Origin of the sequence: Schlesneria paludicola DSM 18645 (assembly GCF_000255655.1) — a bacterium.
GTDB lineage: Bacteria > Planctomycetota > Planctomycetia > Planctomycetales > Planctomycetaceae > Schlesneria > Schlesneria paludicola.
In genome coordinates this window covers 103,825-123,403 of record NZ_JH636437.1, presented here as the reverse complement: position 1 = coordinate 123,403, position 19,579 = coordinate 103,825, and the positions used below count along the sequence as shown (strand labels likewise).

Sequence of the window (19,579 nt, the reverse complement as noted above, 5' to 3'; positions counted from 1 at the left end):
CGTTCGCGAATGGCGCGCTGTGATTCCGTCCGAATCGAATCAGCCGGAGACCATTGCCGGAGTCGGGGCATTTGGACGTGAACCGCCATTCGAGCTACGCGTCAGGGCCATCACCGCTTCGACCAGCATTGCCAGTGCCAGAACCAGCAGCAAGATCGAAATGCCCAGCAACACATAGGTGATCTGCTGAGGTGACGTCGGCCCCTGCAATTGGCGAACGTAGTTGTAGATCATACGGCCGAGCGCCCAAGTGCTCATGGTGTACATGAACACGGTTGGAAGTCCCACGACAAACAGAACCCAGAGCTCGCGTCGTGTTTGCCAGAGCCAGACCGTCACGCCCAGCAGTGTCAACGCCGCGAGTAACTGGTTGCTCGCTCCGAAAAGCGCCCAGAAGACTCGCCAGAGTGGTGCGGGCTTGCCGTCGACTCCGTTGATCGACTGCATCACGAAAAACACCGGCACGCCAGCCGTCAGTAACGTTCCCATCCAGCGGCCCTTGGCGTCGTGCCACCCGGTCAATTCCTGAATGATGTACCGCCCCAACCGGGTGCATACATCCAGCGTGTCATAAACGAATGTTGTAAACGCCATCAGGGCGAACGACACCGTCAGCTGACTGGAAAGATGGAACCCACTCCAACCGCGAGCTCGCACGAACGCCGAGAATTGTTCGAGCAGTGCGCCGATGCCTTGGGCATATATCAGATTTGGCTGGCCATCTTTCAAGAGAGGTGCGTCCTTGGCGAGAATCATGACGCAACTGAGCGACACGATTGCGACCATCGCTTCGAGCAGCATTGCGCCGTAGCCGATGACGCGGGCATCAGTTTCATATCGCAACTGCTTGGATGTCGTTCCCGACGCGATCAGCGAATGGAATCCCGAGCAGGCCCCACAGGCGATCGTAATGAACAGCACGGGGAATAGCGTTTCCCCTTTGGCCGTCGTCCAGCCATTGAAGTAGGGGTACTTCACTTCTGCTCCGCCAAACAGCAGCCCCACCGCCCCTGCTGCGAGTGCGACGTACAGGAAATACCCGCCCAGATGACCACGAGGTTGCAGCAGTAGCCACATTGGAACGACGGACGCCACACAGCAATAAGCCAAAAGCAAAAAATCCCAAGTCTTGTGTGCCATAGCATCGTTTGCAGCAGGATAAACCAGTTTCAACATCGCCGTCATGTCAACCGGAAGATATTGTCCCGCCCAGATTGACACGCCCACCATTGGCAGAAAAATGATGATGGCCCAGCCAACCGAAAGCTTCGCGTATCGTTGCAAGAGACCCATGATGATCGGCAGGGCGAGATACATGAGCGAGGACGATGCGATCCCGGCACCGGTTACTGTTTCACCATTTTCCAGAGTCTGTGTCCCGACGAACGATGCGGCGGTGACGTCGGTGAAGGCCACAATGATGTAGACGAGGGCCAGCCAGACAAAACTAAGGAACAGCACGAACGCTCGTCGACTCATGTGATCTCGCACGACTTCGGCAATCGACCTGGCTTTATGCCTGATCGAGGCAACCAGGGCCGTGAAGTCGTGCACGCCGCCGATCAGGATCGAACCAACCAGAATCCAGATCAAAGCGGGCAACCATCCAAACATCACACCCGCCAGAATCGGGCCGACGATCGGTCCGGCGGCGGCAATCGCGGAAAAGTGTTGGCTGAGGAGCTCGTTCGGGGCAAGTGGTGCATAGTCCACGTCGTCGCGCAATTCGTACGCGGGCGTCTGCGCTTTGGGGTCGAGCTTGAGCAAACGCACCAACAGCGGACCATAGGTCAGGTACGCGACCGACAAAATGGCGGCTGATGCGAGGACGATAACGAGCATACTCATTTTGACTTTTCCGCGGGGGGAGCCCAGCAACGCTTGTCGAAGCGGGGATCGTTGATCGGTGATTTCACCAGATTATCACGAGTCGTTCGCCGTGACATCCCAAATTGCGAAGACGGTGACCGGAAGAAGGCCTGTCGCCGTCTCAATGGCGATCGTCCTCGTTTCGTTCTACAATCCGCTGCAAACCAAATTCCATCGGTGACTTGCGTGCGGCAGCAAGCTGTTTTTGGGGATGTATTCCCCGGCCAATGCCACGTGTATCACTGGATTTCGTCGCAATCCACCTAGAAAACGAGAATTCATCCATGCAGGGAAATCAAGTCGTTATCGACGCACTCAACGCCGGTCTGACCATCGAGCTGACGGCCATCAATCAGTACTTCGTTCAGTCGAAGATGTGTCGCAACTGGGGCCTGAACAAGCTTGCCGATAAGCATTACGTCGAATCGATCGGCGAGATGAAGCATGCGGAAAAGCTGATCGACCGGATCATTTTCCTGGAAGGTGTCCCCGAGATTGCTCGTTACGATGTCATCCGTGTCGGGACTACGGTGCAGGAACAATTCGAGAACGACTTGGCGCTCGAGACCAAAGGCGTGCATTCCTACAACGAAGCGATCCAGATTTGTCTCGACAATAAAGACGGCGGCAGCCGGGATCTGCTCGAAGGAATTCTGGTGGAATCGGAAGAACACGTCGATTGGCTCGAAGCCCAACTGGACCTGATCAGCAAGCTCGGCATCCAAAACTACCTCGCCCAGCAACTGGGTGAGGACAAAGAAGGCGGTCACTGATTCTCGGCATTTTCATGCTGGTGGGTATCACTGCCGACCACGATCAATCCCCAGCAGGACCGCGAAGAGCGAATCCTGACGGGTGACCATCGCAATCCAACAGGGACTTCATTCGTTTTCGAGAATGAAGTCCCTGTTTTTTGTGCCGGATCTTTGCTGCTGGCAGACAAGTTCCAAAACACCGAATTGTGAAATCCCATGATGTGGTTGTCACCCCGCCCGGCATGACATGTACCTGCTGAAACCTCGGTCGTTGTCTATTTCGATGCCGGAAGTCGTCCTTCTCGGATCAAGTCGCCGAAGGTTTTGCCTTCGATTGCACTCGGTTTTTCTTCGGCGTCCTTGAGTGCAGACTGGATCGTGGCCTCATCGGTGGTGTTCTTCTTCGGCAACAATTCTGCGAGCGTGTCTCCGTAATTGTTCCTGGGACGCAAATTGTTGTTCACTTTGTCATGGCAGATCGTACAGGATTCGATCCCGAAATCTTTCCCCGCGAACTGTGTCTCATAGGTGGTTTGGAAGATCTTTCGAAACTTCGGACGGGCTTCGGTGTTTGGAACGATCAAACACAAGGAGAGGAGCCCAACCACGGACAGGATGATTCGAACGCGTTTGTTCATTTGATCCTTTCCATTCGACAAGTTGGTTTCCAATGGCTGTGCCACTCGTTCGACTGTCCCATGTTCATCTTTTCATGACAAGCCGTTTTATGGAGATCCTGCCCAACATCGCCCTTTGGAGCCAATCGCGGTCGACCTGAAATCGATCCCGCATTGTGTTTCGTCTGTCCTCGCTGGTAATAGTCTTCTCACCATTTCGTCGCCGAGTGGCCGTGGAGTGATGGCTCGGGCACGCCGGTTGCGGCTTCGAGGCGAGGGTGTGGCCGGCTTTCTGATCAGGGATGGGTGACGGACAATGAATGAGAAGACGGAATCGGGTGCTGACAAGCCGTTGCCAACAGTGTTTCTACTTTCGATTGCCTATCTGGGATTCGTCAGCCTTGGTTTGCCCGATCCGATCGCGGGAGTGGCGTGGCCGTCCGTGCGCGATCTGTTTTCCTTGCCGCAGAGTGGGTTTGGACTGGTCTTCATCGCCCTCGGTTGCGGCTATTGTGCTTCCGGTTTCTTCGGTGGCACGATCACGCATGCGATGGGGCTAGGGAATCTACTGTGGGTGAGTAGCGGGCTGGTGGCACTGGGGATGTTCGGGTTTAGCCTGGCGCCGAGTTGGCCTTTGTTTGTCGCGTGCGCGGTGATCTGGGGTCTAGGGTCCGGCGGGATCGATAGCGGATTGAACGCGTACAGTTCCAAGCATTTCTCGGCCAAGCATGTGAACTGGCTGCATGCGTGCTACAGCGTCGGGGCCACGTTGGGGCCACTGCTGATGACCGTCATGCTCTACTGGGGATCGTGGCGGATCGGATATGCCAGCGTGGGGGGGTTGCTGCTTGTGATGATGGTGATCTTCATCGTCACCCGTGACAGGTGGACTGGCCCTGATCTTTCAGAGAATGGCGAGGTGATTGCTCCGATCAGCATGGTGGTGACGCTGCGCGAACCGCTCGTCTGGCTGCAGATGGTTCTATTCTTTCTGTATGTGGGGGTGGAGTTCACCGTTGGACAATGGAGTTTCACGATCCTGACTGAATCTCGGCATTTGCCGACCGACGTCGCCGGGCCGCTTGCCAGTGGTTACTACGCGGCGATTGGGATCGGCCGGATCGTGGCCGGTGTCATTGCGGCTCGATTTGGGCTCGACCTGCTGATTCGTTGCGCGATGATTGCGGCACTCGCGGGAACACTTCTGTTTGCCTTCGGCGGGCCGGTCGAGCTCAGTTGTACGGGCCTGATAGTCATTGGCCTGGGTCTGGCTCCGATGTTCCCGTGTCTGATGGCCAAGACACCGCAGCGATTGGGGGCCGACGTCGCTACGCACGCCGTCGGCTTCCAAGCCAGTGCCGGAATGGTGGGCGCCGCACTGATGCCAGGGCTGGCTGGTATCCTTAGCGACACAATCAGTCTTGAGTCTGTCGCATCATTCGCCGTGCTGCTTTCTGTGCTATTGCTTGCTACGCACGAAGTCATTCTCTCTGTTGCCCGTCATCGTCGATGAGGGATTGCAATGATCACAAGCCTTGAGGCACCCTTACAACATCGGCCGTCATGACGCGATTGGCCGTGAATTGTTTTCCGTCATCATTTGCTTTCCGATTCCCGATGAAGACTTGAGCAGAAAGCATTCCTCCAGAACTTCCGTATCCAGCTCGCTTTTGCATCTGCTGTTCGGCCCTCAGCCAGACATCGTGGTGGTCTCCGTTCTTCGGATCACTCGGGCCGCTTGTGACCCAGATCCAATCACCGATTGTCGACGCCGCCAGTTTAAAGCCCCGCCAGTTTCCCGATGATGCCATTGGTTTACCCGCCTGCAATTCCAGCTCGGGCCATTGATCGCTCGCTTTCTTCGGCTGTCGACGGATATGTAGGTTTCCCGTTGATGCGTCGCGAATCAAGTACGGTCCAAACGTCACGGTCAGCTCGTCAGGCGTTTGAGCGATTTTGGGTTCTTCCGCAACATCGGTTCTGGCGAGCACCACTTGCCACTCCACATCTCCTTGGAAAGACTTGCGGCACGCGATCAGCCAACCTTCCTCGGTCCAGACTTCCAGCATGGCATGGCGGTCGTCGCCGACAGCGACGGGAGTCTTGTCGCTGCTCACTCGAAACTCGTGACGCCATCCGTCTGCGAGGGTTGAGGCCGGCTTCGTCTCGAAGACCGACGACATCAAAGGCAGTGACAGACCGACAACGATGGCAGCCACCAATCCGACCAAGGCACGGCGCGAGTTTCGCGACGAGTCTCGTCGTGGCTGCGTATTCGGTTTTGGCACGAGGGTCGGTTCCAGTTCAGAAATCGTTTGCATAAGTGCCTCAAGTTGACGATGGTGGTCGGTAGAAAATGTCTCGTAGAACTCACGAAGTTTGGGATCGTTGGGCGAATTATTCATCACGCATCTCCTGAGTTGCTTTCATCTTCTCCGCAACTTGCCGCCGAGCTCGATCCAACAGTTTGTAAAAGCCCGATTGCGACAATCCCAGGACCTGCCGAGCGACCGTGACTGGCTCTTCGTCAAGGTAAAATAGATGTAGCGCGAGGCGTTCCTGCTCGGGCAGTGCTCCGATCGCATCGCGGAGCTCGGCGAAATCCGTTTCACTGTCGCGATGCTCAGAATCGGGAACAGGCTCGTCCAACTGCATCGGACTGCCATCGTGCCGACGATGCCAATCACGGATGGCATTCCGCGTAATTCCCGTCAGCCAATTGGCGAATCGATTCGCATCCCGCAGTTCGCCGATCGAGCGAAACGCCTTTAGGAAAACTTCCTGACACAAGTCATTCGAATCATTTAGATTCCGGATTCCATCAAAACAGAGACACCGAACCAGCCGCGCGTAGCGGTCGTAGAGTTCCGCGAAAGCAGCCCGATCACCACGTTGGACCCGGGAAACCGCGCTGGCGTCAGCGTCTTCTCTCACGCCATATCTCCTTTTGAAGAGCGGATCTTACGAAAGTGAGCGAATCTTGTTCGTGACATCACACCCGGCCGGCCATGACGTCACTTCGTGCATACAAGACGTGGGAGGCGTCGATGTTTCCACCAGAATCTGAAGAAAGTTTGAGAATTTCGGGCATCCGTTCGACGCGAATCCGACCAGCAGGGCCAAGACAAGGTTTTGATGGGTGCCTATAACAATATGCTGGGACGTGCAATCTGTCTCTGGGCACGGAAGCGTCCTTCAATGTGAAGGAACGCTCCGTTCTGGAATAGGGAGAACCCGAAAGTTGAAGCGATGTGGTGCGTTCACCTGATCGTCATCGGATCAGTGCCAAATCAAACGTCGATGCCCGCAGTAGTGGGGCGTCTGCAAGTCGAACCTGAAACAGAGGAGTTTCGAAATGACGAGCGAGCAGTTGACGAGTACCGCGAAAAGTCTCGTGGCGAACGACAAGGGCATTCTGGCGATGGATGAGAGCAACCCCACCTGCAACAAACGATTTGCCGCGCTGGGGATTCCGCAGACCGAGGCGATGCGGCGCGAGTACCGCGAGCTAATCGTGACTACGCCGGGATTGGCTGAGTGCATCAATGGCGCGATTCTCTACGACGAAACGATCCGTCAGCAGAAGTCCGATGGAATTCCCTTTGCCAAGGCACTCAGCGAGGTCGGAATCATTCCTGGGATCAAAGTCGACGGCGGTGCGAAGTCACTGGCGCTTCATCCCGGCGAAAAAATCACGGAAGGACTCGACGGATTGCGTGATCGCCTCGCTGAGTATGCGGCGTTTGGTGCGCGGTTTGCCAAGTGGAGAGCGGTGATCACGATTGGCGATGGCATACCGAGTCACGGGTGCATCGAAGCCAATGCACAAGGGTTGGCTCGTTATGCCGCGCTCTGTCAAGAAGCCGAAATTGTTCCGATTGTAGAACCCGAAGTTCTTATGGATGGATCACACACATTGGAACAATGTCGCTGCGTGACGGCCGAAGTCCTGTCCGCCGTATTTCATCAATTGGACGTGCATGGTGTAATACTCGAGGGAATGATCCTTAAGCCGAACATGATTGTTGCAGGACTGAAGTGTTCGATTCAGCCATCGGTCGATGAGGTGGCCGACGCCACCGTCAACTGCTTCTTGCGAAAAGTTCCGGCCGCGGTGGCGGGGATTGCCTTCCTGTCGGGCGGCCAGTCGGCCGAGCTCGCGACGGCACGATTGAATGCGATGAATGTCCGCTTCAAGTCGCGTCGACCCTGGCCATTGGCGTTCTCATTCGCCCGCGCCATCCAGCAACCGGCCATGGAAGCGTGGAAGGGCAATAAGGCGAATGTTGCCGCGGCACAAAAGGCGCTGTACGAGCGAGCCATCTCCAATGTGGCCGCACGACGAGGCGAATGCAAAAGCGGGACGTAAACCAAGTCGCAGTTCGATCTGAGGGATGTCTCACCGAATGTGTTCGAAATGCGGTGGAAAGGTACCTCGGTATTTATGGGGTCATAGCATTTTCGGGGCTGTGCAATGTCCGACCTTGTTTTTTCAATAGACCGCATTGGTCAGAAAGGTGACCCCGTATGAATCAAGCCTGTCCTCTGGTTTATCTAGTCCGGCACGGCGAGACGCAATGGAGCATCACAGGACAGCATACGGGCTTGTGTGACATCCCTATGACTGCGAACGGTGAACGTGAGGCAGAACTTCTTCGTGATCGTCTGAAAAGAATCTCATTCGACCGAATTTTGACCAGCCCGTTACAACGGGCGATGCGAACGTGCGAGCTTGCCGGTTTCGGTCAAGTCGCGTACGCGGATCAGGATCTCACTGAATGGCACTACGGCGACTATGAGGGCAAGACGAGTGCTCAGATTCATGAACAGCGACCCGACTGGAATCTCTTCCGAGACGGCTGTCCTGATGGTGAGTCTGTCGCAGAGATTTCCGCGAGGGCTGATCGTATTGTCAGCCAACTGAGTTCGGTCAGCGGTACGGCGTTGGTGTTCTCGCACAGCCATTTTCTGCGCGTCCTGACGGCGCGGTGGTTGAAGCTTGAGGCAACGGCCGCTCGTTGCTTCTTCCTGAATACGGCCTCCGTCAGTGTCCTTGGCTATGAACACGGACGCGAAGATCCCGTGATTCGTCTTTGGAATGATCGGCGTCATCACGGCGTTGTAATGTGATATCGGTTGAATACCGCGTGGACTCTACAGCACTGCTAACCACGATTCATCAATCGCTTGGCAGATGTCTTAGTTCGATCGTTTTCGCTCTCGGACCACCGTTTTAACACTGGGCCGAACTCGTGAGGGAACGTTGGAAACGTCCACAGGCATTCCAGCACAACATGCTGTTCTTCCAATGTCTGCGTGCTGACATACTTCACGAGGAACTTCGCCAACGTATCTTGATTGGCCTTGGTGATCACCAACATCGCCTGATCATGCAACTGATCGCGGGTGCTTTTCCAGGTACGGTGTTCGCGATCAGTTGCCGGAGGCTGAGCCGTTTGATCCAGCATCACCAACGTTTCAAATGCGTCTTTCAGACCCCGTGCATCACCGGTTGCGGCGAGTGACTGGCAGAGGTGTAGCCACATTGAACGGTCATCGCGATTCCACCCGCTTTCGTAGAAGTTTTGCAGACCCACCAGTGACTCGGGGGTATTGATGTTCGAAAGATAGGACACAACATCATCGCCGTCGTGTGCGGTCAGATGACTACTTTGGTGAAATCGAAGGACTGCCGACACGTATTGTGGATTCTTGCTGTAACGCAGCGCGTGAATCCATTCCCCGGCGAATTTTCCAGTCTCGATACTCGCCATGATGTAGGCTTGAGTTTCCGCCTCGAACTTGAGCGCTGATGCGAGGAGTCGATACTGCTCAAAGTGCTTTGCAATTTCTTGTCGCTCGGCCAGCAGATCGATAGCCGCCATGATCCAACTGGCCGCCCGTGGTCGTCCGGTGTTTCCGAGTAGATTGCACAGATTGAGTGCTCGTTGGTGGGAACCCGCCAGAAAGATTCGATCCTTCTCATCCCGTTCCACAGTCAATTGCTTCAGATCGTCAAGCAACGTGGTTCCCAACAGATCGACTGCGCGATCGGAATCGTGATGAACCAGCGAGATCAATGCGTCTTGTTCCTGCAAATCATAGAACCGTGGTTTATCGAGCGACGCTGTTGCCGCCTTACTCGCGAGGATGTTGCGAACCCGTTCGAAGTGTGTATGACCATGAAGAAAGGTCAGACCAATTGCTGCCGCTTCCTGAACCTGAGCGGAAGGATGCCTCAGGAGTGGTTCGAGCAACTTGGCAGCGGCTTGGTCCTCGGAATAGGCAAGGAATCGCACGGCGGCCGCCAACGCGTCAGGTTGCTGCGCCTTCGCAACGATCGTTCGCAAGGCGTCGCGATGTGGTTCGAGCAACCTGATTCTTGAGCCGTCCGAACGAAGCCGCTTCGGATACTCGTCGTGGAACTCTTTGAAGATTCTGATGTCGATGTCCTCACGAGCCAATTGTGCCATCCCGGTCTTCCAATTGTGTTCGTCGCCACTCTTCAGCAACGTGATGACCGAAAATGCGGGAGTCTCATTCATGAATTGCCCCCACATGGATCCCACATGCCCGCCCGTAATGTTGCCGGGGGACAACCCGACAATCAGATGTCGAGGTTCCGTCCCCGCAGGAATCGACCCGAGTTCAACCTCGAACTGGTTCTCGACAGGTTTGAATTCGACCCGCAAGGCTGTTGCAAGATGTCCCGTCGACAACAGATCGCCCGATTCACTGATCAGTGCCAGAGCGATGTCAAACCAGAACTCCTGCGGACCATCAAGGCTGACAACGTTCAGCTTGGCTTTGGCTCTACCTTCCGAATCACGGACGACTTCCATTCGAAAACTGCGTGTCTTTATCTCAATTGTCGGGCGAGCATCCCGCGGGAGCCCTGAGGGAACGCTTCGAGGAGCGGCGACGTTGACGGCGATCGGTTCATTCCAGTGAAACGGTATCACGGAGACGGGATTCGTGTTTTCACCAGATCGCAACGCCGGGCTGGCGACGAACCGAACGCGATTCCAAACCTCTGACCCACGAATCTTGCTCTGTCCCTGCTTCACACCGTTTTGTTCTTCCAGTGTCAGCGTCGGTGCGAACAGCAACCGTCCATCCGCATCGAAGAAGCAAATCGGAACCGAATCTGGTGCCGCGGCGTCGGTCGCCTTTGCATCGATCACCACCGACTGTGCGTCGGAAGATGTCACTTGAACTTTGTACGAGCCAACTTGCATGACGGATCCCAGCACAAAGGGGATCTGGGCGAGATTCACGTGGTCTTGAGATTCCCCTTCGCCCTGAAACAATTGACGCGTATTGGCGACTTGTCGTCGGGCGTTGTCGAGCAGCATGTGACCGCCATTGATTTCGATCTCTTTGACGATCCCGCGACTCTTGTCGTTGGGATCAAACCATGAGGCCACGTGATCGAGCATCCAATGCGTCTGACCCACAATCTGGAATCGATATTCACAGGTGAAGTAAGCAGGTGACTCGATCCGAATGGAGAGCGGCGCGAACTGACCCGACGCCACTTCGACATAGTCGCCGAAGTCGATTTCGAATGTTCTATCACGACCGATGAGCGTTTCATGCAGGATCTGATTTCGAGCCGGATCAACGTAAAGCACTTCGGACTCAGGATAGATATGATGCACGTAGGACCATGACGTAAACCCAAACATCGTGCCACAACCCAGAAAGGGGCGGCCACTAAGATTCGTGACGATCACCTTTCGACAACTTGTGCCATTCCATTCGCCGTCCGCGATCTCGACTTCCGCCGATTCAAGTCGCCCCTGATAGTGAAACAGTGGCAGATCGAACTGACATCCGATACGAGCATAATGTTTCAACGCCAGATCACGAGGTGGTCCTTCCGGTCGCTTGGGCCGGCCTTGAATGTGCGCATAGTTGGCGTCGCGCATCGCGTCGGCCGTTTCCTGCGTGTTGAGCGAAGTGCTGAGGGCACCAACGTGATTTTTCACTTGCCCCTTGCCGTCGCGAGTCACTTCGAAGACCGCTTCACCGGTGCGGTCGAAGTTGCAAGACTCAAGGATGTCTTCGCGTTCGGTGTGAAAGGTATAGGACAAGGTTTCGAAGGGTGGTTTCCAGCCAGAACCGGTGAGCCCCCGATCCAGCCACGGGCGATTGTGATCCAGCAAATCACGCAGCGCACGCACACCAGCCCGTGAACGCAATTCGTGTGCGGTCGGCGCCCGCTCAACCGCTTTCGAATCGATGCGTACGTTCCGAACATACGTCCTGATCATCGTCGATCTCGGCAGAAGCGATTCTGAGGAACGCAGCAGCCAGATCGACTGGCCAAGCCAATCGAAACTCAGACGATCATGAATCCCGTAGCGGATGATCTGAATCTGCCTTGGAACCGATCTGCCCGTTTCAACCTCTTCCCAATTTTCGTAAAGCACCGTGGTGTCCCGTGTCAGCTCTTTGAGGGGAACAAAACTCTTCGCATCAATGGTGATGGTGGTTTCGCGAGCGGGATGAGAAAAGTACCCCTGGTACGTGTCCTGCACCCCGTTGCCGCAGTGAAAACTGAAGTTGCCCTCAGGGACTTTCCAGACGGCATGGAGTATCAATGTGCCTTCGCTTGCCTGCTGATCGATTTGAATGTCGAATCGATCCGGGGAATTGAGAAGCTGTTGCAATCCACCTTGAAGCGTTGTCCCTTGCCACGGGGCCAAACGACCCGCCGAATGGTCTTCGACCAAGATTGACGTGGCGTTCCCGCCGAGTTCCAGTTCGTATTCCAACTTCTTAATGGTCGCAGAGAGCCCGAGCATGTATTTCACACGCGCGCGGATTCGATCAATCAATTGCTGTTGTTCAGACCTAGGGCCGTCGGCTGCATTCGCCGGTGCCTCCGCATCGGCTACCAGAAAGCGAAATGAATTGGCGGTACCAACGCCGGCCGCGAGGAATCCCAAAATCCCTGCAATCGCAACTAGAATTCGTGAAATTCTTCGTGGCAATCGCGTCGTTTGGTCTCGTCTTGGGTCAAGCAGCGCCGCGATGCGCGATTCCAATGTTTGGCGACGTGAAAACAGCGACAACGCCGGACGTTCAACCGGGCCCGCGAACATCTCAGCGATCCGCAGGAGGGTGCGGGAGTAGTCAACGGCTGACGAGTTCCGCAGCACATCGTTGTCGCACAGTTCTTCGCGCGCATTGGAGAGAATTATGCTGGCAAGGTGGACCAGCGGGTGAAACCAGAACAGAGTCGTGGCACAACGCTGGATCAATCCAATTTGCAAATCACCGCGGGCGATGTGACTCAATTCGTGTAACAGGACATGTCGCAATTGCGATTCATTGTCGGACGAAAGGAGCCAGATCGGAACGATCACTTGTGTATGAATGACGCCAAAGACAAATGGGTTGTTGAGAGCCGGTGAGGCCGACATTGTGACCGTCCGGCGCAATTCAAGTTGGTCGGCGACTTCTTGCAGAACATCCAGTATGCGGCGTTCTGTGACGAGTGTAGTGTGCTCCACCAAACTATGAACTCGCCGACATAGGCGTGCGAATTGCCAGACACGATATGCGAATCCCATCAACCAGACTGCGACTAGAAGAGTTCGAAGTTTTGAGGCGTGTGTTTTGAGGAATCCCATCAGATGAAATCGTTGCATCGATTTGCCGGACGCCATCCCTGCGGCGACATCCGGTTGGCTGCTCGCTGAGTTTGTCGAATCGATAACTGCAGTCTTCGCAATGGTTACCACAGGTGGGAGACTGCGAGTTGTTGGTGACTCGTTGGCAGTCACTCGATTTGCAACGCTCGCTGGTTGTTCAGTGCGTTCATTCTTGGGCACTGGATGTTCGTGCGGATTTACGGGTGACGCTATGCCGATCCATGCGGTATTGGCAGATTCATTGTCAACTGATTCGGGTTCCGAGAGTTCGCTCGCTCGGTTTGTCGTCGTGGTCAATCCAGCCGGTAATGGCAGCCAGCACAGATGAAGTTGTCGGGCCGTCGTTGCGGCCAATGGTGCTACGAGTGCCGCAGAAACCAGCACAAGAGCGAGAGCATGACAAATCGCAGGTCGCCGATGCCAGATGAGTAACCCGATGAGCAGCGGGACCGCGAAGAGCGTGTATTGCAACGTTGTGATCAAAAGCAGATCGAACGTGGCCTCGACGAATCGGCTGGCGATCGTGGTCATGGGCGTTTCTCCGCGTGATCAATCATTTTCCGAATGCGATTCGCTTCGTCGCTGGTCAACGTGCTGTCTTTGAGCAATGCCATCAGAATGCCGGCGGTCGATCCATCGAATACGGTCTCGACCACTTGCTCAAGCCGTTGCTGCTGAACCCGCTCGCGGGGAACGCTGGTGCGGTAGATGAATGTTCCACCGTCGTCGCGATGAATCAGCCAGCCTTTCTCATCGAGTCGCGATAGCATGGTCTGTACGGTGTTCCGCGTGACCGTCCGCCGTGTGCTGAGCTGTTCAAGAACATCAGCGACAGAACATTCACCGGCGAGCCAGACAATGTTCATGATTTCCAGTTGCGCCTCGGACAGAGGCGGCAAATCTCGTGGCTTGAGCATCCGCATTTATCCCTCGACGTGCGCCTACACCTGTGGGCGGCAGTAGTCTACCGACGGCTGTAGGCGCACGTCAACGGCAATTGGGCTTGCTGCGCTCTCATTTTCACGCTTTGAACGACATAGAGTTTCGCCCCAAACGGGACGATTTCGCTCGAAAGCGTGCTCTCAAAGAATCTCAGGACAATTCTTGTGTGATATTTGACTGCCTTGGAGACTACGGTGTTGAGGAGCAATGGATTTGGACCTAAACGTTCCTATTGACGCAGATCGTGGCCACTCAGCGGGTTGATTGCATCCACGAGGGCGAGCACCGAACGCGACATCATGCGCCGTCAAATCTACTGCATCTCATTTGGCTCCGTTCCGTCTTAAGTCGATGGTGATGCGGTTTCAGAGCGGCAATGGATCGCTGCCGCCACCCGTGAACGTTTGGATCGAATTCCTGGTGCGACGAGACCCTCGTGGATCGAGGTGATGTATTACGAACGTACTCTGCTGGCGGCGCTGGTTCCGGTTGGAATCTGCTTCTGCGCCACATTCAGTTCGCCTGTTCAGAAAAAGACCGAGTTCGGTCGGCGGGATTGACTGCGGCAAATCAATCCCGCCGCGAAGGCCGTTATGGCTGCTTAAGATCTCGGCTTCACGAGTTGATCCCGTAGGGCGATGTCCATGGGCTTCTTGCCGAGCCAGATTGAGAAGTAGACTTTGGCGAAATCCGCTCCTTTGACGAGCCCTTTGGGCTCTCCGTTGAGCGCCAATTCCGTCCCGACGCTTGGAATGTAGGTGAGCGAGTAACGGTCTCCCGCCTTAATGTTTTCGTAGAGTTTGTGCATCTGATCAATCTGACCTCGGACCTTCTGAATTCGTTCACTGGTCGCATTGGCGACGAGCAGCTTTTCGGATGCATCAACGATGTCGGTTCCCTTCAAGTTCCAGAAATAATGAATCTCGATTCGTTTTGGGACATCGGCGAGGGCCTGTTTTGGTTCGATGCCCTCGCCAAGGTACAGTCCTGCGACCATCGCTTTGATGACGATGTTGTAGCGCATCAAACCGACATTATTTAGTACCAGTTTGGTTTTACCGATGTGTCGGTTGTCTGGAAACGTGACGCCTTCAATCTCGGCGGCGCTAATCATCGGTCCGCTGATTAAAAACAGTATGAGAATTCCTGCAATGGCTTGCCTTGCGTTCATTGTGATTCCTTTCACGTGTCTTATCTTGAACAACGGCTTCGGAAGGGCTTCCAAGAAGCGTCCCGATGGGATTCTTCTGCAGACTTTAATGGACCGGTGCAAATGCCGGAACTTCAGTTCTTAATATGAACGATCTCAGTTAGCCGCCTGTTGAAGTAAAGGGACAGGCACCGTGGCGTTCACAATTGTTCTTGAGGGTCAATTGGCGGGTTTTCGGTCCGATGAACGGCGTTTGATTGGACTCGACCCAAATGAATCTAAGTCCTACATTGCTCGAAAGTCGGAGTGCCTGCGTGGGCCGCAGTCGTTGCGTTGGGGGCGAGCTGCCATCAAAACTACCGATGGATCGGAGATCGAAATGACGCGTCAAATGGCAGTCGTCTTGATGGTTTTGATCTGCGGAGCCATCTTGGCTGCGGATCGAACAGAAACGCCAGTCAAACCGTTTCAACTTGATGTGACTGTGGTGGATGAGTCACAGACGCCAACAATCAAAGAGCGCGTCGTCGCACTCGCGGCGGACGAAGGGACGATTCATACTCATGATGGAGGTGAGCTACCATCAAGTCCTGACGGTTCCTCAATTCCGTTCGGAACGCGATTGGATGCGTCGATCAAGAAGGATCGACATGGTCGTCAAAGAATCGATATGACGTTCGAGTACTCAAACAAATATATCGCTGGTGAGAAAACGACTCAGGTCGTTTTTGCAAATGTGTTGAGACTTCGCACCGACCTGATCGTTGGCGAATCCAAACGTATTAATTGTGGGAAACAGCGGTACTGCACCATACGACTTGACTGAATCGATGCCATCACCATCTCGAATCCGACTTTCCGCAGCCAATCCGGCTGCTATAATCGGGGACTGGCCGCTGTTGGCCCCGGACGAGACGCGCCGTACCCGGTCATGCAAAGACGACGTCCTATTAGAAGGGGTATTGTCATGGCGTGGCTCATTCTTGTGATTGCGGGTTTGATTGAAACGGGCTGGGCGATCGGGTTGAAATACACCGACGGATTCACTCGCTTCTGGCCGAGTGTCTTCACGATCATCGGGATCGTGACCAGCCTTGTGATGCTCTCGATGTCCGTCCGCACCTTGCCGATAGGCACTGCCTATGCCGTCTGGGTCGGAATCGGCGCCGCGGGCACCGTGGTCTGTGGGATTTTGCTGTTCGGCGAATCCGCGAGCCTCGTCCGTCTCGGCTTTCTAAGCCTGCTGTTGATCTCGATCATTGGCCTGAAGATGACGGCGCACTGATTGATCGGATTTCCACCGTCGTTCTGGCTTGATCCGAGTGTCTAACAGAGACATACTGACTAATTTGCTGGCGATCGTTCAAGCTGAACGCGTCCTTTTTTACCCTTTTCAGGGTCATGATGCGGATTGGCAAGGTTTCTTGTTTCGGGTGAAAGGCCATCAATGCAAGCCCGAATGAGTGAGACGACACTGCGCCCACGTCCGGTCGGCTGGTGGTCGGTTATCACGTTGCTCAGTCTGATCCTGCCGGGGGCCATTGTCTGGTGGTCCGTCAGTGTGGCAATGTCTGGCACGCCGTTGCGGCAGATGGCGAACCGGATTCCCATGTATTCACATGGTTGGATCAGGAACGGCGAGCTCTGGTTTCCGGCGATTCAGCTTTCGGACGAGTGGTGGGCGGGCCCCGGGACACCCAGCTCGCGCGGAACTGCGATCCGGCGCCTGGACTTGGCGACTGGTGTTGAGCACGACACGGGTCTCGAGGTTCGTGGTTATTCTGTCAATGTGACTTGGATCAAGGACGAACTGTATGCGTCTTCCGATACAGCGATCTACAAGCAAGAAGGGACCTCATTGCGTGAGCTTGCGAAGTGGCCCACAGGTTTGCGTGGCCCAAATGCGATGCCATTTTTGTATGACGGTAAGTTAACGACGTTTGTCTCAGTGATTGATCCCGTGAGTCGTCGTCCATTGGAATCGGTCCACCGGCTGATTCACCTCGTCGATGGCAAATGGGTCGATGGAGCGAAGTTTGTTCTGCCGGCATCGGGTCGACTCTGGAAGAAATATTCGCAGCAAGGTCGCCTGACGATCGTTTCGCGCCGCTCAAAAGATTGGTCGAATGATCCGGCTGCCGCGGGACAACAGTCGATGCTCACCGTCCTTGAAGACAGCGATGGAATGTTTCATCTATTTGCAAGGGACCATTTTGAGTTCGGTGCTTATCGGCGTGGATTCGAGTTTGTGAGCGAGAACGACACAGAAGCCGATGGAGGTCCGGTATCGGCCATGGTTCCTGAGAACGCCCCGCCCGATGTTTCTGGTTGGGAACCGATCCAACCGGTTGTGGGCAAGGATTATTGGCGCGTCATGAGTCGTGAGGGCGACAGCATTATTTTTGGTGGCTTCTCTGTTTCTCCTAGTGCGCCGGCGCGATTTCGTTGTGTCCGTCGACATTCGGACGGGCGTTGGGACGAAGTTCCAGGGCTTGAGAAGATCTCGGCGGCCAGCAAGAACCTTAGACTGATTCCGGGGGCCACGGATGGCGAAATCATCCTGATGCAGGAAAATCAATGGCATTCCGCTGAGTTGCTTCGGGTTGCGACGGACGGAAGCCCTCCAATTCAAACGTCGATTCCAGGGGATGAGAAACCGTATCTAAAACGCTGGGGGCGTTTGCTCTTTAGCTTCACGATGGCTTGGTTGCTTCATGTTGGACTGGTCGTGGGTGGGGCCTGTCTGCTGGAAACGCGCAATTCCGGTATGGGATACCAATTCGGAAATCAAAATGTGGCTCTGGCATCGATCGCGCGCCGTGGTGCGGCGCTTGCGCTCGACCTCGTGTTGTTCGCGGCGATCATTTACTTCTCCGCGTGGTGTGTGATTTGGTATCGGCAACCGACCTTTCTTGAACTCGACGATGCCACGTTTGCTGGGGCGATTCATCGGATGATGGATGGCGGTCTTAGTCGAGGCTGGCGAGGGCTATTGGCCATGCCTGCGTTGGCACTGACACCGATATCGATCCTCTTGTTTGGATTTGTTGAGCCTGAGCAGATGATCCAAGTGTGGCATCTGCTGAACGGTGTTCTGGTCGACGTTTCAATTGTGGTGATCGTGCTGCGTCATGTTGTCGAGGGACGAACGGGGACTACACCGGGGAAATGGCTGCTCGGTCTTCGCACCGTGCGTAGCACTCTTCGTCCGTGTGGTTTTGCGAGGGCGCTGGTACGCAATCTGATGTGTTGGTGCGACATCCCCTTGTTTCTCTCACCCTGGCCCGCCGCGACGAGTCTTCTATTCTCATCGACTTGCCAACGATTGGGGGATCGACTGGCGGACACGATCGTCGTGCAGTCGAGTTCACTGTCTGGAAGAACATTGAATTCGAGAGAACCCGTGTTGAGAGAGAATCCTGCTCTGGTTGAGCGATTGTAATTCGCGAGGCCGAAGATCGATTTTGATTTCAAAAGTCTTCGTCGGCTCGAATGGTTTCGCCACCGTCAATCGTCGCCAGTTTCTTGAGCAATGCGGGATCGATCTTATTGGACAGGTATCTCGCAGAGCCGTCGGCGAGAATCACGTTGACATTGTCTCGATGGTATGACGACAGCCAACCTGCGGAATGGCCCGGTTTGTTTCCGTTCAGATTGACACCCGTTGGCTGGATTGCAACGTTCACGTCGCGGGGTTCGGTCCAGATGATCTGGGCCCCACTGGCTTCAACAAACAGCAGTGTATTGGTTAACCCATCCGAAATGTCGGAAAAGGGAGTTCCATTGGGATTGGCGCCAATCGTATGAGGTCCCGTCGGCATCGAGAACGACGAGTACCAGTGCCCTTCCGTGGCTTGTTTGTAGTAGTTTGCAGGGCATGTCATTTCTGGAACCCAGGCACGCGAAGATTCATCGTTTTGCGGATGATTCCATGGGTGACTCTGATCGTACCGCTTGTAGATTCTGGTCAAGTCGAGATGCGGCAATATCAGAATACGCCATGATACCGGTCCCCTGCCTTGTCTTGCGGGAAGAAATGTTTGTGGTTCCTTCGCGGCCATCAGCATCGACATGCCGAGCTGTCGCTGATTGATCTTGCAGAGGATTACGGGAGAGGTTCGACGAGACCCTACGGCTGGCATCATGACTGGTTGTGCCAGAAACAATAGCACAGGCAGTGCGATGCAAGCGGCCATGAAACAATCTGCGACACTCGATGTGAATCCGGCCCAATATCCGTCTACATAAAGTTTCGACAATCCGATTGTGACTCCCGCGACGGACACCGAAAGTGAAGCGACGATGGCGGGGAGCAGCCAGAGATTGTCGTCCCACTGTTCGAATCGACTGTATCCGAAGAACGCCACAATGCCGCAGACGGGCGTTGCCAGCAACCAGTAGGCCATTTCTCTGGGGCGGAGGAACTGCTTGTGTTTCATTCTCCAGATCAAGACGACAAGTCCAACCACTGACCAGAACGTAAGAATCCACCGCGCGATCAAGATTGTTTGCATGCCTGGGGGTGGAGGAGGGAACGGGAAATCCATCTGAAGATCCTTCTGACAAAGTCAAGCACCTGGTCAT

The 19,579-nt window shown here is 54.9% G+C and carries 15 protein-coding genes and 1 riboswitch; of the genes, 7 read left to right on the top strand and 8 right to left on the bottom strand.

Translation table 11 applies throughout. From position 1 onward, the window contains the following. Nucleotides 1-39: 39 nt before the first annotated feature. Nucleotides 40-1,848 (bottom strand): carbon starvation CstA family protein, encoded by a 1,809-nt coding sequence (locus tag OSO_RS0138750; RefSeq protein ID WP_029247919.1) that lies wholly within the window; start codon nt 1,846-1,848, stop codon nt 40-42. A 305-nt stretch (nt 1,849-2,153) separates the two neighbouring features. On the opposite strand from OSO_RS0138750, the gene bfr reads away from it, so the two are divergent. Next, entirely contained in the window at nt 2,154-2,642 is a 489-nt protein-coding gene (gene bfr, locus OSO_RS0138740; RefSeq protein WP_010588093.1) for a bacterioferritin, read from the top strand. A gap of 257 nt (nt 2,643-2,899) precedes the next feature. On the opposite strand, the gene OSO_RS0138730 is transcribed toward bfr, so the two are convergent. Next, nucleotides 2,900-3,262 (bottom strand): hypothetical protein, encoded by a 363-nt coding sequence (locus OSO_RS0138730; protein WP_157606170.1) that lies wholly within the window; start codon nt 3,260-3,262, stop codon nt 2,900-2,902. A gap of 295 nt (nt 3,263-3,557) precedes the next feature. On the opposite strand from OSO_RS0138730, the gene OSO_RS0138725 reads away from it, so the two are divergent. Beyond that, nucleotides 3,558-4,754: an MFS transporter gene (locus OSO_RS0138725; RefSeq protein ID WP_010588090.1), complete on the top strand. Its 1,197-nt coding sequence runs from the start codon at nt 3,558-3,560 to the stop codon at nt 4,752-4,754. A gap of 13 nt (nt 4,755-4,767) precedes the next feature. On the opposite strand, the gene OSO_RS0138720 is transcribed toward OSO_RS0138725, so the two are convergent. Together OSO_RS0138720 and OSO_RS49175 are read right to left on the bottom strand one after the other, a co-directional pair. Further along, nucleotides 4,768-5,646, bottom strand: a complete 879-nt coding sequence (locus OSO_RS0138720) for a hypothetical protein (RefSeq protein ID WP_010588089.1) — start codon at nt 5,644-5,646, stop codon at nt 4,768-4,770. Then, entirely contained in the window at nt 5,639-6,175 is a 537-nt protein-coding gene (locus OSO_RS49175) for an RNA polymerase sigma factor (RefSeq protein WP_010588088.1), read from the bottom strand. Before OSO_RS49175 ends, OSO_RS0138720 begins: the two co-directional genes overlap by 8 nt. A gap of 421 nt (nt 6,176-6,596) precedes the next feature. On the opposite strand from OSO_RS49175, the gene OSO_RS0138705 reads away from it, so the two are divergent. Together OSO_RS0138705 and OSO_RS0138700 are read left to right on the top strand one after the other, a co-directional pair. Next, nucleotides 6,597-7,610: a class I fructose-bisphosphate aldolase gene (locus OSO_RS0138705; protein ID WP_010588087.1), complete on the top strand. Its 1,014-nt coding sequence runs from the start codon at nt 6,597-6,599 to the stop codon at nt 7,608-7,610. Between the two features lie 158 nt (nt 7,611-7,768). After that, the gene (locus tag OSO_RS0138700) at nt 7,769-8,371 is read left to right on the top strand and encodes a histidine phosphatase family protein (RefSeq protein ID WP_010588086.1); all 603 of its coding nucleotides are present in this window, start codon (nt 7,769-7,771) and stop codon (nt 8,369-8,371) included. A gap of 35 nt (nt 8,372-8,406) precedes the next feature. Here the strand turns inward: OSO_RS0138700 and OSO_RS0138695 are convergent, their stop codons facing one another. The 3 genes from OSO_RS0138695 to OSO_RS0138675 all read right to left on the bottom strand — a co-directional run bounded on the left by OSO_RS0138695 (nt 8,407) and on the right by OSO_RS0138675 (nt 15,016). Continuing rightward, on the bottom strand, nt 8,407-13,434 hold the full coding sequence (locus OSO_RS0138695) for a M56 family metallopeptidase (RefSeq protein WP_010588085.1): 5,028 nt from the start codon (nt 13,432-13,434) through the stop codon (nt 8,407-8,409). Then, nucleotides 13,431-13,820 (bottom strand): BlaI/MecI/CopY family transcriptional regulator, encoded by a 390-nt coding sequence (locus tag OSO_RS0138690; protein WP_010588084.1) that lies wholly within the window; start codon nt 13,818-13,820, stop codon nt 13,431-13,433. The genes OSO_RS0138695 and OSO_RS0138690 overlap by 4 nt, the downstream gene beginning before the upstream one ends. Nucleotides 13,821-14,446: 626 nt before the next feature. Next, on the bottom strand, nt 14,447-15,016 hold the full coding sequence (locus OSO_RS0138675; RefSeq protein ID WP_010588083.1) for a chalcone isomerase family protein: 570 nt from the start codon (nt 15,014-15,016) through the stop codon (nt 14,447-14,449). A gap of 358 nt (nt 15,017-15,374) precedes the next feature. Between OSO_RS0138675 and OSO_RS0138670 the strand changes: the two genes are divergently transcribed. The 3 genes from OSO_RS0138670 (at nt 15,375) to OSO_RS0138655 (ending at nt 18,437) form a co-directional block, all read left to right on the top strand. Next, entirely contained in the window at nt 15,375-15,821 is a 447-nt protein-coding gene (locus OSO_RS0138670) for a hypothetical protein (protein WP_157606167.1), read from the top strand. A gap of 60 nt (nt 15,822-15,881) precedes the next feature. Beyond that, nucleotides 15,882-15,944, top strand: a riboswitch (guanidine-III (ykkC-III) riboswitch). An 18-nt stretch (nt 15,945-15,962) separates the two neighbouring features. Beyond that, nucleotides 15,963-16,280: a DMT family transporter gene (locus OSO_RS0138665; RefSeq protein ID WP_010588081.1), complete on the top strand. Its 318-nt coding sequence runs from the start codon at nt 15,963-15,965 to the stop codon at nt 16,278-16,280. 174 nt (nt 16,281-16,454) lie between these two features. Then, nucleotides 16,455-18,437 carry an RDD family protein gene (locus OSO_RS0138655; RefSeq protein WP_029247918.1) on the top strand — a complete coding sequence of 661 codons (1,983 nt, stop codon included), beginning with the start codon at nt 16,455-16,457 and terminating at the stop codon, nt 18,435-18,437. Nucleotides 18,438-18,465: 28 nt separating this feature from the next. Here OSO_RS0138655 and OSO_RS0138650 read toward each other — a convergent pair whose 3' ends face one another. After that, complete coding sequence (locus OSO_RS0138650) at nt 18,466-19,542, bottom strand: DUF1559 family PulG-like putative transporter (RefSeq protein ID WP_010588079.1); 1,077 nt, start codon at nt 19,540-19,542, stop codon at nt 18,466-18,468. Nucleotides 19,543-19,579 lie beyond the last annotated feature (37 nt).